Raw genomic sequence first — 16,671 nt, forward strand, 5'->3', positions numbered from 1 at the left:
GTGCCGGGCGGCATCCGTTAAAAGCAGAAGCCCCGGCGAACCGGGGCTTCATCTGTGAGCGATACTGGGATCGAACCAGCGACCTCTTCCGTGTCAGGGAAGCGCGCTACCGCTGCGCCAATCGCTCATGCTATTTATTTATAGAAATTGTTCTAAACACTCGTTACGAGGTGGAGACGGGATTTGAACCCGCGTATACGGCTTTGCAGGCCGCTGCCTCGCCTCTCGGCCACTCCACCGCACATGAGAAGTGCCGACGAGGCTGACACTTCTCATTCGAGCGGATGACGAGATTCGAACTCGCGACCCTAACCTTGGCAAGGTTATGCGCTACCACTGCGCCACATCCGCATTTACAAGCTATTCGGTTACCCGTTTTCGCGTGCTAGATGACTGTATACGAAGAGTGCGCGAACTTCCAATTCGGCTGCTCGCGTGTCGTCGAGATATGGCAATATTGAGGTTCCAGGGCGATTGGCGCAGTTGGTAGCGCGCTTCCTTCACACGGAAGAGGTCATCGGTTCGAGTCCGGTATCGCCCACCGGTATTCCGTTTCCTCAATGGTAAAGATCCCCGGTTTTCCGGCGCTGTGCGGAGTTACTAGCCCGATAACCTTGGTCCATGACAGTTCCAACTCCACGCCGCGCTAGCGCTGTGCGCGAATTCTTTTCGGGTGTCGGATTTCTTTTTCGCGGGTTTCGAATTTGGGTCACAGCACCGCGCTTGATGTTGCTGGGAATGATCCCGGCGGCCATCGTGGGCCTCGCTGCAATTGCCGTCCTCGTTGCGTTGATCGTCAATATCGAAGTCATCGCCACGTCAATCACTCCTTTTGCCCGCGAGTGGAGCGAGCTGGCGCAAGCCGCCGCCCACTTAGCGGCGGGCGTCGCGCTGATCGTTGCGAGCATTCTCGTCATCGTGAATACGTACACCACTGTCACACTGATGGTGGGCGACTCGTTCTATCGCCTAATCGCCGCTCATGTGGACGCCGTACACGGCGCTCCCCCGGAACAACAGTCACAGGGCTTCTGGCGCGACCTCCGGCGCGGAATCGCCGAAGGACTGCGGGTGTTACTCCCGACCGTGGGACTCGCAGTCCTCGTGTTCGCTCTGGGATTCATCCCCGTTGCCGGAGGAGTCATCGCAGCAAGTGCTGGCGCGCTCTTGGGAGGCTGGCTGCTCGTCGTTGAACTCAGTAACATCCCGTTCGAGTCCCGTGGCCTCCACCTCACCGCTCGCCGGCGCACCCTGCGCGGGTCACGCGCGCGGGCTCTTGGCCTGGGGGCGGCAACCTATGTCGTCTTCTTGATTCCTTTGGGGGCTGTGGTCGCTATGCCCGCGGCCGTCGCCGGCGCGACGCTGTTGACCCGCTCAGTTCTTGGCGAGGACGCGCGGCTCAGCACTCTCGCTACGACGACCGATAAGGCCAAGGAGCCACCACACGAGCGATGAGACGACAAACGCGAAAGCCGCGGAGGCGAGCACGCTGAGAAACTGCTGTTCAAAAATGAACGTTTGACCGGTGAAGAGGAACCCTGAACCTGTTGCCAACACGCCAAGCGATACAACGCCGATGCTCCCACCAATGAGGTGAGTGTTAACGAGAAACCGAAGCTGGTTTCCCAAGGGCGATCCTTTGCGCACGGTAAACGCACACGCGACGGCGCCCGCGATGAAGCCTGCGACGGCAGCGGACACCGGAGTGAACAACGGTGCGCCTGCGGTCACCGCAATGAGGCCACTGATGAGGCCACCGGCAAGCGACTTGAGCTTGATTGCGCCGTGATTGATCAACTGAACGATGAACCACCCCAACGCACCAAAGATCGCGCTCACAACGCCGTTGGCAAGAATCAGAGCCACGACGTCGTCGAAAGCGAATTCGGCGCCCACGAGCCACACGAGCCACGCCAACACAGCGAGAACGAGAGCAGTGATGCCGACAGGCACGGGAACGACTTTACGGGCGCCTCGGATGAGAGAACGCCGCTCCACGACGAGCACCGCCAGCATGCTGGCGCCGACAGCGACGCTCATCACCAACGCACCGCCATGATCGATCGGACTGAGGCCTAGCGGCGCCCCCGCCCCAAATGGCTCGAACGTGCGCACTGCAATGGGCACATACACGACAACACCCCACACAGCGCTGTAGGAGACACTGCGCCACAGCGGCGCGCCAGAACTCCTCGACACCAGCGTGACGAGAAAACAGCAGACCGCCCCCAGAGCGGCGAGTGAAGGCATCATCACCGAGCGTAAATCGACCGACAGGGCCGGAGCCAGGAGCAACCAAGCGAGGGGGCCGGGAGCAGCGCACGTGAGTGAAACGAGAACAAGCGTGCGCCACGTCGCGACGGGCAATGTGCTCGCGTAGAGCACGATGAGCGCCAACAACAACAGCACCAACGCGGCCGCTCCTAGCGCCGCCGCCGCGAAATCTCCTGTCACCGTTGCCTTCCCCGCTCCAGTTTCATGCCCTTTTAGTCAGTGCACAACACTCAATCCGAAACGCTGCGAGTGGTTCTGAATAGTTAGCTCAGGCTTTATTCGAGGTGAGAGCGATAAGCCGCGACACCGCTCGAAGATACTTCTTGCTGTATCCACCAGCAAGCATGTCGTCGGGGAACACTGCATCCAGCGCGGTGCCATCTGCGTAGACGGCGATTTGAGCGTCGTAGAGCCGGTCGACGAAGGCTACGAACCGCAAGGCATCGGTTTGGTTCGCGAACTCGTGAACACCAGTAAGTCCGACGGCGTCGATTCCTTCGATCAATTTCACATAGCGTGAGGGATGAACACCCGCGAGGTGCTTGAGTACTTCATCAAAGGAGTCAAGGGTTGCCACTCCAGGCACAGCTGCAATCGCCGCCGCGACATCATCAACAGTGACCGCATGTGCTCCCGTGTCGCGACGACGATAGTCGAGGCCATCGATGCGAATCGTTTCGAACTTCGCCGACAACGAGTCGATTTCGCGCAGAAAATCTTGAGCGGCGAAGCGCCCCTCCCCGAGAGCGTTAGGCGGAGTGTTGGATGTCGCGGCAATCTTGGTGCCTGAGGCGACCAGCTCCGAGAGAAGTCGGGAAATCAAGCGGGTGTCACCCGGATCGTCGAGTTCGAACTCGTCGATACACACCAGAGTCGCGCCTTTGAGCAGCTGCACAGCAGGCGCATACCCGACAGCGCCCACGAGCGCCGTGTATTCGATAAAGGTTCCGAAATACTTGCGGCCGCCGGTCTGATGCCACAGCGCCGCCAGCAAGTGAGTCTTACCAACCCCAAACCCGCCATCGAGGTATACCCCCGGCTTCGCCACCGGTGCTTTCTTGCGCGAGAAGAGCTTCGGTTTTTGAGCACTAGTAAGAAAGTGACGCATGGCGGCGACAGCGGAGCCCTGCGACGGATAGTCCCGGTCGGGTCGATACGAGTCCAGAGTCGCACCGGTGAACTGCCGCGGAGGCACAAGTTCGGCGAGCATCTGCGCTCCGGTCAACGACGGGATACGATCGACTAGACGCTCAGGAGTCGTAGGCGCAGTAGCGCTCATTCTCAGCCTCGGTTATTTTTCGCAGTGTTACGGCAACGCGGTGTAATCAGCGGCGGATGCGTAATTTCTTGGGCAAGGGACCCATCAAGCTTAGTTTGAAGCCCGCGCCAGTTTTTCCACCCACAATCGGAGGTAGTTATGACTATCGAACGCGACCCAGCCCCCCAATTTGCTGAGTTCTCTCACCCTGAACGCTTGGTGTCTGCTCAGTGGGTTGAAGAACACCTCGGCGAACCTGGACTCGTTGTCGTTGAATCCGATGAAGACGTTCTTCTGTACGAAACCGGCCACATCCGCGGCGCCGTCAAGATCGACTGGCACACAGACCTGAATGACCCGGTCACTCGCGACTACATCGACGGCGAAGGCTTCGCCAAGCTCATGTCTCGTAGCGGTATCTCGCGGGACAGCACCGTCGTGATCTACGGCGACAAGACCAACTGGTGGGCTGCGTACGCCCTGTGGGTCTTCACTCTCTTCGGCCACGAAGACGTGCGGCTCATGGACGGCGGGCGAGCGAAGTGGGAAGCGGATGGCCGCGAGTACACGCTCGAGGTTCCGTCCCCCACTCCAGCGGAGTACCCGATCGTCGAACGAACCGACGCCGTGATTCGTGCCTTCCGAGATGACGTACTCGCGCACCTCGGTAACCCCTTGGTCGACGTCCGTTCGCCCGAGGAATACAGCGGAGCGCGCACAACGGTTCCGGGCTACCCGGAAGAAGGTGCTCTTCGCGCCGGCCACATTCCGAGCGCGCAAAGCGTGCCGTGGTCAAAGGCCGTTGCCGATGACGGCACTTTCCGGCCCCTCAGCGAACTGAACACGATCTACCGAGAGGGTGCGGGGCTGAAAGACGGTGACGACATCGTCGCTTATTGCCGCATCGGTGAGCGTTCCAGTCACACCTGGTTCGTTCTGAACTACCTCATGGGCTTCCCGAACGTGCGTAACTACGACGGTTCGTGGACCGAGTGGGGCTCCTTGGTCAAGGTGCCCATCGCGCTGGGTACTGAGCCGGGTGACGTTCCTTCGCGATAGACTAAAGCGGTGAGTGAGCAGCAGATCCCCAGTCAATTGGCCGAAATCCGAGACGACTTTCTTGGCTTTGAACTGAGGGATCGGCTGCAGCTCTTGCTTGAGTTCTCTAACGAACTCCCCGATCTTCCGGCGCGCTACGCCGACCACCCCGATCTCTTCGAGCGAGTAGAAGAGTGCCAGTCCCCCGTTTTCATCTTCATCGAAGTTGAAAATGACATTGTTCAAATGTTCGCGACGGCGCCGCCCGAGGCTCCGACTACGCGAGGGTTCGCATCCATCTTGGTGCAGGGCCTGTCAGGTCTCAGCAGCGCTGAAGTCCTCGAGCTCTCGGATGACTATCCGCAGTCCTTGGGGCTGTCGCAGGCGGTAAGTCCGCTGAGACTGCGAGGGATGACAGGGATGCTAGCCCGCGCAAAGCGTCAGATTCGCCTCAAGACCGCGGTCTGATTTTCTGCCGCAATCGCCTCGGTACCCGGCTCCCTGTCCCCTACTCAGCGGATGCGAGATTCTCCGCGAGAAGTGCAGCCAGCCAGGTGCGGATAGCGAGAAGCCAGCGTTCGCTGTCATAGTTCCACAAGCGAGTGTGCCCAGCGGTGTCAAACTCTTCGTAGGTCACGAGGTCAGGGCGTGCCGCGGCAAGAGCCCGCGACGGTTCTACAGGTACGTAGCCGTCATCTTCACTGTGCATCAGCAAGATCGGTCGATCGAGTTCGGAGGCGCGGTCGACGAAGTTCAGCTCTGCGATGTCGAGCGGTTTCTCCATGCCGACCAAGAAACGGGCCTGTTCGCTATTCAAGACGATCTGGGCTGCGCGCTGAACCGGGCTGGGGATACGGTTGAGGTCACCGTGCAGCTCCATGGTCGGCCCCCACGCGATCACGGGTGAATCCAGCACTAGCCCGATAATTTTCTCGTGATTGGCCGACCGAACCAGCGTATGAAGTGCGGTCGCGCCCCCCATCGACCAGCCCATGAGAATAATCCGTTGTGCGCCTGCTGCAAGAGCGTACGTGATCGCCGAATCGACGTCTCGATATTCAGTCGAGCCGAGTCCATAGCGGCCGTCAGTCGAGTCAGGCGCCTCCGTGTCGTTGCGATACGACACAGCGAGCGACGTGACGCCGGCGTCATAGAACTCGCTAAGTGCGCGAACAGTCTCGGGGCGCTGTACTCCTCGACCATGGATGTGAATCGCCCAGATCGTTGACGGGTGCGCCGCTGGAATTAACCACGCTGGTGCCGGCCCGAGTTCTGTCGGCACCATGACTTGGGAATACTCGAGTCCCAGCCCCGCCGGAGTCAGATAAAACCAGCCGCTAGACCGAGCGTTGTCGCCGGGTCGTGGCACGCCCTTTTCAATCTCGATCAACTCCCGGGCAACCCACTGAGCCCCCTGCGACACCACGGGCCCGATGCGAGCGAGCCCGGTCTCGTCAGCGAACCAGAGGCTGAAGCGGCCTGGCGCACGGCTTTCGATGGCGGATGAGAGAACGATCGTCGATTCGCCAATAGCAAGGATGCGCAAAGTGCTGTCCGCGCGTCCCGGCGGCGTCACGATTCTGCGCGCGAAATAAACCGACAGGGCCGCTGCGCTGACTAACGCAATGCCAGCAACCGCCGCTGAAGCAACGGCGACGCCACCGATAACGCCTACGGCAACTCGCACTCGATCCGACACCGGCATCTAAAACCTCCATCGTGCAGCCGTCAGAGCGCGGCGTGCCTCACTAGCGATCGTTCAGCTAAAGCCTAATCTTCTGACGTGCCTGAATCGCCAGTTGGACCAACGCCACCCGCGGTATTTGCATCTGCGGTTGAGTCACTTCGTGCCGCCACTTTGCGCCCCGAGCTCGCTATCACTGAGATTTCAGCACCAACGCAGATCGCTCCGTGGTCGTTCGCCCTTGCTGCGGATGTCACGCCGAATCGTCACGGCGAAGATTCTGACCTCGGCACCGGCCGCTTCGTACTGCTCTATGACCCCGAATCTCCTGACGCCTGGGAGGGCGAGTTCCGGATCATCTGCTTCGCCCAAGCGCCACTGGAACCAGACATCGGAGTCGACGAGTTCCTGAGCTCGGTCACGTGGTCCTGGCTAGTGGATGCGCTCGATACCCGTGGCGCGAAGTACGATCAAGTTTCCGGAACAGCAACACGCATCCTCTCGACAGGGTTTGGGGAGCTTGAGTCGCAGCCTGATGGCGCACAAATCGAACTTCGGGCCTCTTGGAGCCCCCAGGACCTTGATATTGCCGCTCATGTGGAAGGCTGGAGCGAGTTAGTCTGCATGCTTGCCGGACTTCCGCCCACTATTGAAGGAGTCACTATGTTGTCGGCCCGTAGAGCTGGGCGTGAGTAACGCCTCCGAGAGTGCAGCCCCCGAGGGCGAGTCGCACGCCGCCACCCAAGCCCCTCACGTTCCCGTCGACGTCATCGACGACCGGGAAGAATATCTCGCTGCAGTCGAGGCCATCGCCGCCGGTCACGGCCCGATCGGCATCGACGCTGAACGCGCCAGCGGCTACCGCTACTCGCAACGTGCGTACCTCATCCAGATATTCCGTCGTGGAGCCGGCACCTTCCTCTTTGACCCGCCCGCTATTGGCGATTTCACAGAGCTGAACGATGTCATCGCTGAAGAAGAGTGGATCCTTCACGCGGCTACTCAAGACCTCACCTGCTTGCGTGAGGTTGGCCTGCACCCCACCCGCCTTTTCGACACTGAGTTGGGAGCCCGCCTCTCGGGCCTTCCCCGCGTTGGTCTCGGCACGGTAGTGGAGCATCTCTTGGGCATTCACCTCGCCAAGGAACACTCGTCGGCGGACTGGTCGACACGTCCACTCCCGCAGTCATGGCTGGTCTACGCCGCGTTAGACGTCGAACTTCTCGTTGATCTTCGCGAAGCGCTCGGCGCACTGCTCGACAACGATGGCAAAAGCGAGATAGTCCGCCAAGAATTCGAATCCGTACTCGCGCGCGACCTCAGCAATGTGCGGGCTGAACCTTGGCGCCGCTTGAGCGGAGTTCATTCGATTCGCGCCGGCAAGAATCTAGCTGTGGCGCGGGAACTTTGGCTGGCACGCGACGCGTACGCTCAAGAAGTCGATACTGCCCCCGGTCGCCTCGTGCCCGACTCCGCCTTATTGGCAGCGGCGAAGACACTTCCGGAATCGAAGCGTCAGCTTTCAAGCCTGAAAGAGTTCCGGGGCCGTGCAAGCCGTTCACAGATCGATCGATGGTGGGATGCTATCCAGGCCGGGCTTTCTTCTACCGACATCCCTGCCACCCGAGTGTCGAGCGATACATTGCCTCCCCCTCGAGTCTGGTCGGATAAGAACCCTGAAGCAGATCGCCGTTTGAAAGCCGCTCGCGCTCTCATGACGGAGTTCTCCGAGGAGATGTCTATTCCCATCGAGAACTTGTTGACGCCCGACTATCTTCGTCGCGTCTCCTGGAACCCGCCAGCGGAGGTTTCGCCCGAGAGTATCTCCGAGGCCCTGACTGCGCTCGGAGCGCGCCCCTGGCAACTTGACGTATCTGCACAGTCAATCGCTCAAGCCTTTGTCGAAGCCAACCAAACCCCCGACGACTCCGACGACGCAGAGTCGTAGGAACAATCAAAGGATTCCTAACCTTAAACTCGGCCACTTATGATCAGTGCTACATCCAAGGATTTAGTGGAGGCATTGTGGCCAAGGAAACCGAGATTGTATTCGTAGATGGAGTCCGTACTCCATTTGGACGTGCTGGCGAGAAGGGCATGTTCTGGAATACCAGAGCCGATGACCTTGTCGTCAAGGCGATGATCGGAGTTCTGGAGCGAAATCCCCAGATCCCCAAAGATCGTTTTGATGAAGTAGCCATCGCTGCAACTACTCAGACCGGAGATCAGGGCCTCACAATCGGCCGCAGCGCTGCGCTGCTCGCAGGCTTGCCCACCTCCGTCCCCGGCTATGCCATCGACCGGATGTGCGCTGGTGCCATGACCGCCGTTACCAATGTGGCTGGCGGAATCGCCTTCGGTGCCTACGACCTGGCTATCGCCGGCGGCGTTGAGCACATGGGACACCACCCGATGGGCTCGGGCGTTGACCCTAACCCTCGCTTTATGTCGGAAAAGATCGTCGATCCCGAAGCTCTTAACATGGGCAACACGGCGGAGAAGCTGCACGACCGTTTCCCCCAGCTCACCAAGGCTCGCTCAGATGCATTCGCACTTCGCAGCCAGCAACGCGCGACGGCCGCCTATGAAGCCAACAAGATTCAGCCCGACCTTATCCCGGTCGCGACTAAGAGTGAAGCCGGCTGGGGACTCGCTACCCGTGACGAGGGCCTTCGCCCTGAAACCACGCTCGAGGGCCTCGCTGGCCTCAAGACTCCGTTCCGCTCTCACGGCCGCATCACCGCTGGAAACGCTTCCGGCCTCAACGATGGGGCAACCGCCAGCATCATCGCGAGCGGGGACGCCGCCCGCGAGTTCGGCCTGAAGCCCAAGATGCGCATGGTGAGCTTTGCCTACGCCGGGGTGGAACCAGAGATCATGGGCATTGGCCCGATCCCCTCGACCGAGAAGGCTCTCCGCAAGGCTGGCCTGACGATCAACGATATTGGCCTGTTTGAGCTCAACGAAGCTTTCGCAGTTCAGGTCCTCTCACTGCTCGATCACTTCGGTATCGATGATGAAGATCCTCGCGTCAATCAGTGGGGCGGCGCCATTGCCATGGGCCACCCGCTCGCGTCGTCGGGCGTTCGACTCATGATCCAACTCGCCGCGCAGTTCGAACAGCACCCTGAGGTGCAATTCGGTCTCACCGCGATGTGCGTTGGTCTCGGTCAGGGCGGTTCAGTCATTTGGGAAAACCCGAACTACAAGGGAGCAAAGTAACCATGACCGAGCAGTTCGCACGTCTTTCAGACCTCGCTAAAGACGAGGTAATTACCCACTCCTTTGTTCGCGATGTGCCTCTCACGGCTGGCCGCACGCTCGCCCTGATTACTCTCGACAATGGCAAGGACCATACTCGTCCGAACACTCTTGGCCCAGCGACCTTGCTTGAGTTCGCAAAGGTGCTCGACGAGCAAAAGGAACGGGCATCCGCTGGAGAAATTCACGGAGTCGCCGTAACCGGCAAGCCGTTCATTTTCGCCGCTGGCGCCGACCTGTCGAAGGTAAGCGAGATTCCTGACCGCGAGACGGGCAAGCAGATGGCCCAATTGGGTCACTGGGCACTCGGCAAGCTCAGCGAGCTCGGCGTTCCGTCCTTCGTCTTCATCAACGGATTAGCTCTGGGCGGCGGTGTAGAGATCCCTCTCAACGCTGATTACCGCACTATTGACAGCTCGGTTCCGGCGTTCGCCCTCCCCGAGGTCTTCCTCGGTCTTATCCCCGGTTGGGGTGGTGCGTGGTTGCTCCCGAACCTGATCGGCATCGAGAATGCCCTGAAGGTCGTCATTGAGAACCCGCTCAAAAACAACCGGATGCTCAAGGGCCCTGAGGCTTTCGAACTCGGCATCGCCGACGCCATGTTTGGTCCGGCGAACTTCCTCGAAGACTCAATTCGTTGGGCTGACGGGGTCATTGCTGGCACCACGAAGGTAAAGCGCAAGAATGAGCCGGGCAAGATCGAACGCACCGTGAAGTGGGATGTTGCAATCGGCATCGCAGAGAAGATGTTGGCTAGCCGCATCGGTCGCGTCGCTAAGTCGCCCTATGCCGCTCTGGCTCTGCTTAAGGCTGCCAAGAACACCGACAAGAAGACGGGCTTTGAAGCCGAAGACAACGCTCTTGCCGACATGATCTCGGGTGACCAGTTCCAGGCGAGCATTTACGCCTTCAACCTCGTTCAAAAGCGCGCGAAACGCCCGGCAGGGGCGCCTGACAAGGAGCTCGCTCGCAAGGTGACCAAGGTTGGCGTTATTGGTGCCGGGCTCATGGCTCGCCAGTTCGCATTGCTCTTTGTGCGCCGCTTGCAGGTCCCCGTCGTCATCACTGACCTCGACCAGGCCGCAACGGATGCTGGCGTAGCTGCTATCCACGCCGAGATCGACAAGCTGAACGAGAAGGGTCGCCTCTCCTCTGACGACACCAACCGTCTCAAGGCTCTCGTGACTGGCACCACCGACAAGGCAGATTTTGCTGACTGCGACTGGGTCATCGAGGCCATCTATGAGGAATTGGGCGCCAAGCAGGCTGTCTTCGCTGAGGTTGAGCAGTACATCTCTGACGAAACGATCCTCGCGACCAACACCTCGTCATTGTCTGTGGAGCAAATCGGCGCCAAGCTCAAGCACCCGGAGCGGGTTGTCGGCTTCCACTTCTTCAACCCTGTGGCGGTCATGCCACTGATCGAGGTTGTGAAGACGCCGCACACCAACGACGAGTCGCTCGCTACGGCGATGGTCACGGCCAAGAACCTGCGCAAGAACGCCGTCATCACTACGGATACCCCCGGTTTCGTTGTGAACCGCATTCTCGCTAAGGTGCTCGGTGAAGCGATGCACGCCGTAGACACGGGAACGCCGTTCGAGGTAGTGGAAGAATCGACGCGTCCGTTCGGTCTACCGATGACGCCGTTCGAGCTACTCGAACTTGTCGGACTCAAGGTCGGCGCGCACGTGCTCGATACTCACCACGCTGCGTTCCCTGAGCGCTTCTTCGAGAGCGAAAACCTGCACAAGCTTGCCGAGCTCGGATTCATTTTCGACCGCGACAACAAGGGCAAGTCGAAGGGCGTTTCGAAGAAGGCTGTCGAGATCGTCAAGGGCGGAAGCTCGCCGATGACGGCGGAACAGCTTCAGATCCGGATCGAGGATGGTCTCGCCGACGAAATTCACCGGATGCTAGAAGACGGAGTAGTCGCAGCCGCTGAGGACATCGACCTCTGTCTCATTCTCGGTGCGGGCTACCCCTTCCAGATGGGTGGAGTAACTCCGTACCTCGACCGCGCTGGAGCGTCGGAGAGAGCGTTCGGCAGCACCTTCCACACTCCGCTCATTCGCGGCGTTCAGTAGACGCACAGCCCCACCAGCACTGCGACCGAGGCCCTGTTCAGAGAAGATCTGAACAGGGCCTCGAGACGTTAACGCGCGTTACGCGGTGGGGTGTACCGTTGCCGCTAGCTGCGCTCAGCGGGAAGACGATATTCGTCGGAGTCGCTATCAGTCAGTGGGCGTGCAATCGGAATCTTGCTGCCAAGAACCTGAGCCACGACGTCGCGAGCGATATGTTGCGGGGTCAGCCCGACCTGATCGAGGATGTAGTCACGGCTGCCGTGATCCAGGAATTTGTCCGGCAGGCCAAGTTCGGTGACTGCCGTGTCGACACCGGCGGCACGCATGTCTTGACGAATCCGTGTTCCAATTCCGCCAACTCGCACACCGTCTTCGATCGTGATCACGAGACGATAATCAGCGGCAAAATCGATCACACTCTTGGGAACGGGAACAACCCAGCGAGGGTCGATAACGGTCGCACCGATTCCTTGGGCTGCGAGAAGCTCTGCGACCTGCAAACCTGTCTTGGCCATCGAACCCACTGTGACGATGAGAACGTCACGCTGGCCGTCCTCCCGGAGCACATCGACCCCGTCCGAAGTGCGACGAAGCGCGTCGTACTCGGTTCCTACAGTGCCCTTGGCGAAACGGATCACTGTCGGTGCATCGTCGACCACCACGGCCTCGCCCAGCTCTTCACGCAGGCGAGGAGCGTCTCGTGGAGCAGCGATACGAATGTTCGGCACGACCTGCAAGAGCGCAAGGTCCCACATACCGTGGTGACTCGCGCCGTCGGGGCCAGTTACACCAGCTCGATCAAGCACGAAAGTGACGCCAGCACGGTGCAGCGCAACATCCATAAGGACTTGGTCGAACGCACGGTTGATAAAGGTGGCATAGAGGGCCACCACCGGATGAAGTCCGCCGAAAGCGAGACCCGCCGCTGATGTCACCGCATGCTGTTCAGCGATACCGACGTCGTGAACGCGAGTTGGATACTTCTCAGCAAAGCGGTGGAGACCTGTCGGACGAAGCATTGCCGCTGTGATACCTACGAGACGCGGGTTCTCATCCGCAAGCGTGACGATCTCTTCAGAGAAGACTGAGGTCCACGATGCAGCGCCGCCACTCGTGGTCGGCTCCCCCGTAGCAGGGTCGATTTGGCCAACCGCATGGAACTGATCAGCGACATCAGCAAGGGCTGGCTCATAGCCACGCCCCTTCTCTGTGATCGCATGAACAATGACCGGAGCTCCGTAAGACTTGGCCTGTTCAAGAGCCTCCGTGAGCGCCCCAATGTCGTGCCCGTGTACCGGCCCCAAATACTTAATATCTAGGTTTGAGTACAGCGCTTCGTTGTTGCTGAAGCGGGAGAGAAAACCGTGAGCTCCACCGCGAATGCCGCGGTACAGAGCACGACCCGGCCCACCGAAAGCTCCGAAGAACTTCTCGCTGGACCCGTGCAGGGACCGGTAGGAACGCCGCGTGCGCACGCTGTTAAGGAAGTGGGCCATTCCGCCGATGGTTGGCGCGTACGAGCGACCGTTGTCATTGACAACGATCACCAGATTACGACTGTTATCGTCGCTGATGTTGTTGAGGGCTTCCCACGTCATGCCGCCCGTGAGTGCGCCATCACCGACGACAGCAACAACGTGGCGATCACTCTGGCCCGTCATCTCGAATGCTCGAGAGATACCGTCAGCCCACGACAGGGAGCTCGAAGCATGGGAGCTCTCCACAATGTCGTGCTCAGACTCCGAGCGCTGTGGATATCCCGCAAGCCCTCCCTCGGAACGCAACTTCGTGAAGTTTTTACGTCCGGTCAAGATTTTGTGCACGTAGCTCTGGTGGCCCGTATCGAAGACCACAGCGTCTCGTGGCGAGTCGAAAACCCGATGAATCGCCGTTGTCAGCTCGACCACGCCAAGATTAGGGCCCAAATGCCCACCGGTGCGAGAAACATTCTCGATCAAGAATTCGCGAATCTCTTGCGCTAGCTGGGTAAGTTGCTGAGTGGAGAGACCGTCTAGATCTCGGGGACCATTGATTCCCTCGAGTATGTTCATTGCTCCAGTCTAGGCTTCTTCAATTGGCTTGTGAACAAGAAAACACGAGGCTGTGACCCTCCACCCAGCCTTCTGCAACAACGCAAAAAGCGCGCGGCGCGAGCCATAGCTCCCGACCGCGCGCTTCGTGCGCACGCGCTAGTTAGACCAGCGAACGCAGAACGTACTGGAGGATTCCACCGTTGCGGTAGTAGTCAGCTTCACCAGGAGTATCGATGCGAAGCTTCGCATCGAACTCGACCGTTGACTTGCCCTCAGGCGAGTGCGCAGTCGGCACAGCTACTACGTGCAGCGTGCTCGGGATGCGGTCGTCATTGAGCTCTTCAACACCCGAGATGCTGATGCTCTCGGTGCCGTCGAGTCCCAGCGACTCCCAGCTCTGGCCCTCAGGGAACTGCAGCGGCAGAACGCCCATTCCGATGAGGTTGGAGCGGTGAATACGCTCGAAGCTCTCGCAGATGACGGCCTTCACTCCGAGCAAGCTCGTTCCCTTGGCCGCCCAGTCACGCGACGAACCGGAACCGTACTCTTTGCCACCAAGAACGACGAGCGGAGTCTCCTGCGCTGCGTAGTTCTGAGCCGCGTCGTAGATGAACGACTGCGCGGCATCCGGCGTGGTGAAGTCGCGAGTGTAGCCACCCTCAACTCCATCAAGAAGCTGGTTACGAAGGCGGATGTTCGCGAAGGTTCCACGAATCATCACTTCGTGGTTTCCGCGACGCGAACCGTAGGAGTTGAAGTCCTTGCGGTCGATGCCGTGCTCAGCGAGGTAAATTCCGGCGGGGCTGTCACCCTTGATCGAACCGGCAGGGCTGATGTGGTCGGTCGTAACCGAGTCACCCAACTTCGCAAGAACACGGGCACCCGTGATCGAGCTGACCGGGGTGATCTCCATGGTCATTCCCTCGAAGTACGGGGGCTTTCGCACGTACGTCGACTCGTCATCCCATTCGAATGTCGAACCAGTCGGTGTCGGCAGGTTCTGCCAACGCTCGTCACCGTCAAAGACACCCGCATATTCGTGGGTGAACATCTCACGGTCGATCGACGAGTCGATCGTTGCCTGAACTTCAGCCGCGTCGGGCCAAATGTCCTTCAAGAAGACATCCTTGCCCTCCTGGTCTTGGCCGAGTGCGTCGTTGTCGAAGTCGAAGTTCATCGTTCCGGCAAGGGCGTACGCGATAACCAGCGGCGGGCTCGCGAGGTAGTTCATCTTCACGTCGGGGTTGATGCGACCCTCAAAGTTACGGTTACCAGAAAGAACCGCGGTGACCGCAAGATCGTTCTCGTTGATCGCGGTGGAGATTTCGTCTTCCAACGGACCGGAGTTACCGATACAGGTGGTGCAGCCATAACCGACGGTGTAGAAGCCGAGAGCTTCAAGCGACTCATCGAGTCCCGACTTGGCGTAGTAGTCAGTGACGACCTTGGAACCGGGAGCCAGGGTGGTCTTGACCCACGGCTTCGACTTCAGTCCCTTTGCAGCCGCGTTGCGAGCCAAAAGGCCTGCCGCGAGCATGACGGATGGGTTCGAGGTGTTGGTGCACGACGTGATCGCGGCGATTGCAACTGAACCGTGGTCGATCGTGAACGACTCTCCACCTTCAACGTTTACTGCGGTCGGCTGCGATACGGCCACCGGTGGGTGGCTGGCGTGGACGGTCGAGGGCACGTGAGCCCAGTCCTCGTCCTGCGGTGTGGTTCCACTGGGATCAGAGGCCGGGAAAGAACCTTCAACGGCAGCGTCAACCTTGGTGTGGTCCGTCGCCGCGTAGTTGCAGAGATCAATCTCGAACTGGCTCTTGGCTTTGGTGAGCTCGATGCGGTCCTGGGGACGCTTCGGTCCAGCGATCGAGGGAACTACAGTACCGAGATCCATCTCGATGTACTCGCTGTAGTTGGGCTCGACGCTCGGGTCGTGCCAGAGTTTCTGAAGCTTGGCATATGCCTCGACGAGTTCGACCTGCTCTTCGCTGCGGCCGGTGAGGCGCAGGTAGTCAAGGGTCACGTCGTCGATGGGGAACATCGCAGCGGTGGAGCCGAACTCGGGGCTCATGTTTCCGATGGTTGCGCGGTTTGCGAGCGGCACTGCGCCGACTCCCTCTCCGTAGAACTCGACAAACTTGCCGACGACGCCGTGCTGGCGCAGCATCTGCGTGATTGTGAGAACAACGTCGGTCGCGGTGACTCCGGCAGGGATCGTGCCGTTGAGCTTGAAACCGACGACCTTCGGGATGAGCATCGAAACGGGCTGGCCAAGCATTGCTGCCTCGGCTTCGATTCCGCCAACGCCCCATCCGAGCACGCCAAGGCCATTGACCATTGTGGTGTGCGAGTCGGTGCCGACGAGGGTGTCGGGGAATGCCCGAGTCTTGCCGTCAACCTCACGGGTGTAGGTGACACGAGCGAGGTGCTCAATGTTGACCTGGTGAACGATTCCGGTTCCGGGAGGAACAACCTTGAAATCGTCGAACGCGCTCTGGCCCCAGCGAAGAAACTGGTAACGCTCTCCGTTGCGCTCGTACTCAAGCTCAACGTTGCGCTCAAGCGCATTGTCCGAACCAAAGAGGTCGGCAATGACCGAATGGTCGATCACGAGCTCTGCGGGGGCGAGCGGGTTGATCTTGGTGGGGTCTCCCCCAAGTTCGGCAACGGCCTCACGCATGGTGGCGAGGTCAACGATGCACGGAACGCCAGTGAAGTCCTGCATTACAACGCGTGCAGGAGTGAACTGAATTTCGGTATCGGGGTCTGCACTGGGCACCCAGGATCCGAGGGACTCGATCTGCGACTTCGTGACGTTCTTTCCGTCTTCAGTACGCAGGAGGTTCTCGAGCAGAACCTTGAGGCTAAACGGTAGCTTGTCGTATCCCGCTACCTTGTCGATGCGGAACACTTCATAGTCGGACGAACCGACTGTGAGGGTGTCTTTCGACCCAAAACTATTGACTGTCGACACTGTCATCTCCCTTGCTACGGTTCTTCAATCCTTGCGCGGAGCGTGTGCTGCATCCAGCA

General features: G+C 59.7%; 12 protein-coding genes and 4 tRNA genes. 8 read left to right on the plus strand and 8 right to left on the minus strand.

Annotated features, from left to right (window positions below; all coding sequences use genetic code 11):
• Nucleotides 1–55: 55 nt before the first annotated feature.
• The 3 genes from ESZ53_RS03135 to ESZ53_RS03145 form a co-directional block, all read right to left on the minus strand.
• Nucleotides 56–127: transfer RNA gene (locus tag ESZ53_RS03135), tRNA-Val, on the minus strand.
• 41 nt (nt 128–168) lie between these two features.
• Nucleotides 169–239: transfer RNA gene (locus ESZ53_RS03140), tRNA-Cys, on the minus strand.
• Between the two features lie 40 nt (nt 240–279).
• Nucleotides 280–351 (minus strand) — tRNA-Gly (locus tag ESZ53_RS03145).
• A 117-nt stretch (nt 352–468) separates the two neighbouring features.
• On the opposite strand from ESZ53_RS03145, the gene ESZ53_RS03150 reads away from it, so the two are divergent.
• A tRNA-Val gene (locus tag ESZ53_RS03150) sits at nt 469–541 on the plus strand.
• An 80-nt stretch (nt 542–621) separates the two neighbouring features.
• Complete coding sequence (locus ESZ53_RS03155; RefSeq protein ID WP_129071501.1) at nt 622–1,455, plus strand: EI24 domain-containing protein; 834 nt, start codon at nt 622–624, stop codon at nt 1,453–1,455.
• On the opposite strand, the gene ESZ53_RS03160 is transcribed toward ESZ53_RS03155, so the two are convergent.
• Both ESZ53_RS03160 and zapE read right to left on the minus strand, forming a co-directional pair.
• Nucleotides 1,375–2,454 carry an ammonium transporter gene (locus tag ESZ53_RS03160; RefSeq protein WP_129071502.1) on the minus strand — a complete coding sequence of 360 codons (1,080 nt, stop codon included), beginning with the start codon at nt 2,452–2,454 and terminating at the stop codon, nt 1,375–1,377. The genes ESZ53_RS03155 and ESZ53_RS03160 overlap by 81 nt on opposite strands.
• 88 nt (nt 2,455–2,542) lie before the next feature.
• Nucleotides 2,543–3,553: a cell division protein ZapE gene (gene zapE, locus ESZ53_RS03165; protein WP_129071503.1), complete on the minus strand. Its 1,011-nt coding sequence runs from the start codon at nt 3,551–3,553 to the stop codon at nt 2,543–2,545.
• A gap of 138 nt (nt 3,554–3,691) precedes the next feature.
• Here zapE and ESZ53_RS03170 point away from each other — a divergent pair, with 138 nt between their 5' ends.
• Nucleotides 3,692–4,591: a sulfurtransferase gene (locus ESZ53_RS03170; protein WP_129071504.1), complete on the plus strand. Its 900-nt coding sequence runs from the start codon at nt 3,692–3,694 to the stop codon at nt 4,589–4,591.
• 9 nt (nt 4,592–4,600) lie between these two features.
• Nucleotides 4,601–5,038 carry a SufE family protein gene (locus ESZ53_RS03175; protein WP_129071505.1) on the plus strand — a complete coding sequence of 146 codons (438 nt, stop codon included), beginning with the start codon at nt 4,601–4,603 and terminating at the stop codon, nt 5,036–5,038.
• A 40-nt stretch (nt 5,039–5,078) separates the two neighbouring features.
• Here ESZ53_RS03175 and ESZ53_RS03180 read toward each other — a convergent pair whose 3' ends face one another.
• Nucleotides 5,079–6,275 carry a S9 family peptidase gene (locus ESZ53_RS03180; protein ID WP_129071506.1) on the minus strand — a complete coding sequence of 399 codons (1,197 nt, stop codon included), beginning with the start codon at nt 6,273–6,275 and terminating at the stop codon, nt 5,079–5,081.
• 78 nt (nt 6,276–6,353) lie between these two features.
• Between ESZ53_RS03180 and ESZ53_RS03185 the strand changes: the two genes are divergently transcribed.
• The 4 genes from ESZ53_RS03185 to ESZ53_RS03200 all read left to right on the plus strand — a co-directional run bounded on the left by ESZ53_RS03185 (nt 6,354) and on the right by ESZ53_RS03200 (nt 11,602).
• A complete protein-coding gene (locus ESZ53_RS03185) occupies nt 6,354–6,950 on the plus strand; it encodes a DUF3000 domain-containing protein (RefSeq protein ID WP_129071507.1) in 597 nt (198 codons plus the stop codon).
• Entirely contained in the window at nt 6,943–8,202 is a 1,260-nt protein-coding gene (locus tag ESZ53_RS03190) for an HRDC domain-containing protein (protein WP_129071508.1), read from the plus strand. Before ESZ53_RS03185 ends, ESZ53_RS03190 begins: the two co-directional genes overlap by 8 nt.
• A gap of 77 nt (nt 8,203–8,279) precedes the next feature.
• Nucleotides 8,280–9,476 carry a thiolase family protein gene (locus ESZ53_RS03195; RefSeq protein ID WP_129071509.1) on the plus strand — a complete coding sequence of 399 codons (1,197 nt, stop codon included), beginning with the start codon at nt 8,280–8,282 and terminating at the stop codon, nt 9,474–9,476.
• Nucleotides 9,477–9,478: 2 nt separating this feature from the next.
• Nucleotides 9,479–11,602, plus strand: coding sequence for a 3-hydroxyacyl-CoA dehydrogenase NAD-binding domain-containing protein (locus tag ESZ53_RS03200; protein WP_129071510.1), 2,124 nt, complete (start codon nt 9,479–9,481; stop codon nt 11,600–11,602).
• A gap of 104 nt (nt 11,603–11,706) precedes the next feature.
• Here the strand turns inward: ESZ53_RS03200 and dxs are convergent, their stop codons facing one another.
• Together dxs and acnA are read right to left on the minus strand one after the other, a co-directional pair.
• Nucleotides 11,707–13,653, minus strand: a complete 1,947-nt coding sequence (dxs, locus tag ESZ53_RS03205; protein WP_129071511.1) for a 1-deoxy-D-xylulose-5-phosphate synthase — start codon at nt 13,651–13,653, stop codon at nt 11,707–11,709.
• A 142-nt stretch (nt 13,654–13,795) separates the two neighbouring features.
• Nucleotides 13,796–16,612, minus strand: coding sequence for an aconitate hydratase AcnA (gene acnA / locus ESZ53_RS03210; RefSeq protein ID WP_129071512.1), 2,817 nt, complete (start codon nt 16,610–16,612; stop codon nt 13,796–13,798).
• Nucleotides 16,613–16,671: the final 59 nt, after the last annotated feature.

The organism is Salinibacterium sp. UTAS2018, from assembly GCF_004118935.1.
Lineage (GTDB): Bacteria > Actinomycetota > Actinomycetes > Actinomycetales > Microbacteriaceae > Rhodoglobus.